Here is a 3,256-nt window from a genome sequence, read left to right on the forward strand (position 1 = left end):
GGGTTGGCCGCTATCTTTCCGCTTCAGCGGCGGCGACTCAGAAAACAATACCCGCACACAACCCCCACCGCAAATCGACCCAAGCTACACCCCTACACCCCCAGAAACCCCGGAAAACCGCGGTTTTCTTAGCCCTGGGCAGGGCTTTTTTCGTTTCGCAGGCAGTTCACCGGTTCTATGGAGTGGCTCACATCTGCTTCAGGTGGTCGCCGGCCACCCGGAGCGGCATCGAATGTTCCGCCGCCGGCTGCATGGCTCCAGAAGGTCTGGCCGCACGCTGCTGACGGTTCTACCCCGGCGACCCAGACAAGAGGTAAGGGCCTTGCCTCTCAGGGGCTGGTGCGGGCTGCCTCGTCGGTGCGGGCCTCGCTTGCGGTCCAGCTGCGCAGCAAGTTCATGGCGTCCGCGGACGGGGTGGCAGGCTCAGCGAGGTACGTCATGAGGACCAGGCCGGGAGTCGATGATATTTCGAGGGCTTCGTAGCCGAGGGTCATGTCACCCACGACGGGGTGGTGGATGTGTTTGGTACCCGTGGAGTGGCTCCGTACGGTGTGGCCTCCCCACCAGGTCCGGAACTCGTTGCTGCGGGTCGCGAGCTCGCCGGCCAGGGCCATCAGAGCTTTGTCGGTGGGATCCTGGCCGGCCAAGAGCCGCATTCCCGATACGGCTTCGAGTGCGATCGTCCCCCAGTCTCGGTAGAACACCCGGGAACGTTCATCCAGGAACATGTAGCGGGCGCTGTTCAGCACCGGCTTTCCTGCCGGGAAAAGGTCGGGGAACAATGCCCGGCCCAAGGGGTTGGACGCGACCGGGTCCCCGAGCCGGGTCATCGCGATCGCGGGAACGTCGCCCATTGCGTCGATCAGCTGGGCGACCCGCGGCGACACCCGTGGTTGGGGTTTTGTCTTGGGTGCCCGGCGCGGTCCGGTCGCCGCACGCGTCAGATCGAACAGGTGCGCGGTTTCAGCCTCGTTCAGTTGCAACGCCCGCACGAGGGCGAACAGCACACTCTCGGACACGCCGCTGAGGTCTCCGCGTTCCATCCTCGTGTAGTAGGCGGTGCTGACCCCGGCAAGCTGTGCGACTTCCTCGCGGCGCAGGCCGGGAACGCGGCGTTCCCCACCAAACGCGGTCAAGCCCGCCACCTCCGGGGTGATGCGGGCGCGCAGGGCGGTGAGGAATTTCTGCACGTCATTGCGGGTATCCATACCCTCAAGGCTAGGCCGGACCTCAGCGGGAGTGGGAGTCCCTGCGGTTACCCCCCGGCTTGGGACCCTTGCGGCCACCGGCTGTCCCTGCGGGGTGTCGAGGGCAGCCCCTGGGGGATAAAACCAGTGGCTCTCACCCGAGAGGGTTTCCTGCCTACCGTTGAAGGTATGACAAACAACGTGATCACGTTGAACAATGGCGTGGACCTTCCCGCTGTCGGGCTCGGTGTCTTCCAGACCCCACCCCACGAAACCACCACGGCCGTCGAGGAAGCATTGCGGGCCGGCTACCGCCTCATCGACACCGCTGCCGCGTACGGCAACGAGGCACAGGTAGGTGAGGGCATCCGCAACTCAGGGCTGTCCCGTGACGAGGTCTTTATCGAGACCAAAATCTGGATCAGCGACTACGGCTGCGACGCGACCCTTCACGGGTTCGAGAAGAGCGCCGCGAAGCTCGGCGTGGACCACATCGACCTGGTCCTGCTGCACCAGCCGCTGCCTTCAACCTCACGATCGATGCCTACCGTGCGCTAGAGGAGCTCCTCGCAGACAGCAAGAAGAACCTTCGACGACGCCACTTCGCGGACATCGCGGAGCCGCACGGCAAGTCCCCGGCCCAGATCATGCTCCGCTGGCACCTGCAAGAAGGCCGCGCCGCGGACCCGAGGCCGACTTCATCAACCTCACCGAGCACGCCTTCCCGATCCCCGAAGCCTGACCCATACACAACTTCTATTTATCTCTCTGACAGGAAACACACGATGGAATACACCCAACTCGGCACATCCGAGCTCAAAGTCAGCCGCCTCACCCTGGGGTGCATGAGCTTCGGGACCCCAAACCAGTTTCAGGACTGGTCCCTCGACGGCGAAGCGGCCGCGCCCCTGTTCCGTCAAGCCGTGGAACTGGGCATCAACTTCTGGGACACCGCGAACGTCTATGGCATGGGCAGTTCAGAAGAAATCGTCGGCCGGGCCATGCGCGAATACAGCAGCCGTGAGCAGACAATCCTGGCGACCAAGATCTACTGGCCGATGCACGAGGGCCCGGACGGCGGAGGGCTGAGCCGCGCGGCCATCCTGAAGCAGGTCGACGACTCCCTGGCCCGCCTCGGCACCGATTACGTGGACCTGATGCAGATCCACCGCTTCGACCCCGAAGTCGAGGTGGAGGAGACAATGGAAGCGCTGCACGACGTCGTCCAGGCCGGCAAGGTCCGCTACCTTGGCGCCTCATCGATGTGGGCCTGGCAGTTCGCCAAGATGCAGAGCGCGGCCGGGCAGAACGGCTGGACCAAGTTCGTCTCGATGCAGGACCAGTACAACCTGGTCCAGCGCGAGGAAGAACGCGAAATGCACAGTCTCCTCCTGGACCAAGGCGTCGGCAACATGGTGTGGAGCCCCCTCGGCGGCGGTATCGTCGCACGTCCCTGGGGAGACAAGTCCAGCACCCGGGCAGCGTCCACGCCGGGCCAGGATCAGTTCGGCCGGCCGCTGTTCCTCTACTCCGACAAAGCGATCGTCGACGCCGTCGAGCGCATCGCCACCGAGCGGGGCGTCGCGATGGCTACCGTCGCGCTGGCCTGGGTGCTGAAGAATCCGGTCGTCAATACCCCGATCATCGGGGCGACAAAGGCGAAGCATCTCACGGACGCGTTCGCAGCCCTTGAGTTCACGCTCAGCGACGAGGAAGTGGCCGCGCTGGAGGCTCCCTACACGCCCCGCGAGCCGACATTCTTCTAGCCAGCAACCAGCACCAGGAAGTGCCGGACCAGGCCGGTTCGGCAGACCACACGCCATGAAACCTTCGACCTGTGGCTGCCATGGACGCAAACCCCCAAGCCTGCGGCGTGCAGGGAAGCGGCTGGCGGCCGCCGCGGTGTATGCCTGGCTGGGAGGTGAGGGTCGACGGCGGGGCGCACCTTCCAGCCGTTGCCCGCCAGGACCGGGCGTGGGCATGGGTGGGTTGGTGGTTAAAGTCGAAGGGCCCTGACATTCCTTGTCAGGGCCCTTCGTAATGTATGTCCGGCGGTGACCTACTCTCCC

3 protein-coding genes are annotated in these 3,256 nt (G+C 64.8%); 2 read left to right on the forward strand and 1 reads right to left on the reverse strand.

Annotated features, from left to right (window positions below; all coding sequences use genetic code 11):
* Window positions 1–329 precede the first annotated feature (329 nt).
* Window positions 330–1,208 carry a helix-turn-helix transcriptional regulator gene (locus tag PV772_RS22775; RefSeq protein ID WP_347887671.1) on the reverse strand — a complete coding sequence of 293 codons (879 nt, stop codon included), beginning with the start codon at window positions 1,206–1,208 and terminating at the stop codon, window positions 330–332.
* A 168-nt stretch (window positions 1,209–1,376) separates the two neighbouring features.
* Between PV772_RS22775 and PV772_RS22780 the strand changes: the two genes are divergently transcribed.
* Both PV772_RS22780 and PV772_RS22785 read left to right on the forward strand, forming a co-directional pair.
* A complete protein-coding gene (locus tag PV772_RS22780; protein ID WP_347887672.1) occupies window positions 1,377–1,745 on the forward strand; it encodes an aldo/keto reductase in 369 nt (122 codons plus the stop codon).
* A gap of 227 nt (window positions 1,746–1,972) precedes the next feature.
* Window positions 1,973–2,953, forward strand: a complete 981-nt coding sequence (locus tag PV772_RS22785; protein WP_347887673.1) for an aldo/keto reductase — start codon at window positions 1,973–1,975, stop codon at window positions 2,951–2,953.
* The last annotated feature ends 303 nt before the right edge of the window (window positions 2,954–3,256 follow it).

Source organism: Pseudarthrobacter sp. CC12, assembly GCF_039907755.1.
Taxonomy (GTDB): Bacteria; Actinomycetota; Actinomycetes; order Actinomycetales; family Micrococcaceae; genus Arthrobacter; species Arthrobacter niigatensis.

Coding starts and splice junctions, on each gene's coding strand:
- PV772_RS22785 (WP_347887673.1), top strand. CDS start 1,973: ATGGAATACACCCAACTCGGCACATCCGAGCTCAAAGTCAGCCGCCTC.
- PV772_RS22780 (WP_347887672.1), top strand. CDS start 1,377: ATGACAAACAACGTGATCACGTTGAACAATGGCGTGGACCTTCCCGCT.
- PV772_RS22775 (WP_347887671.1), bottom strand. CDS start 1,208: ATGGATACCCGCAATGACGTGCAGAAATTCCTCACCGCCCTGCGCGCC.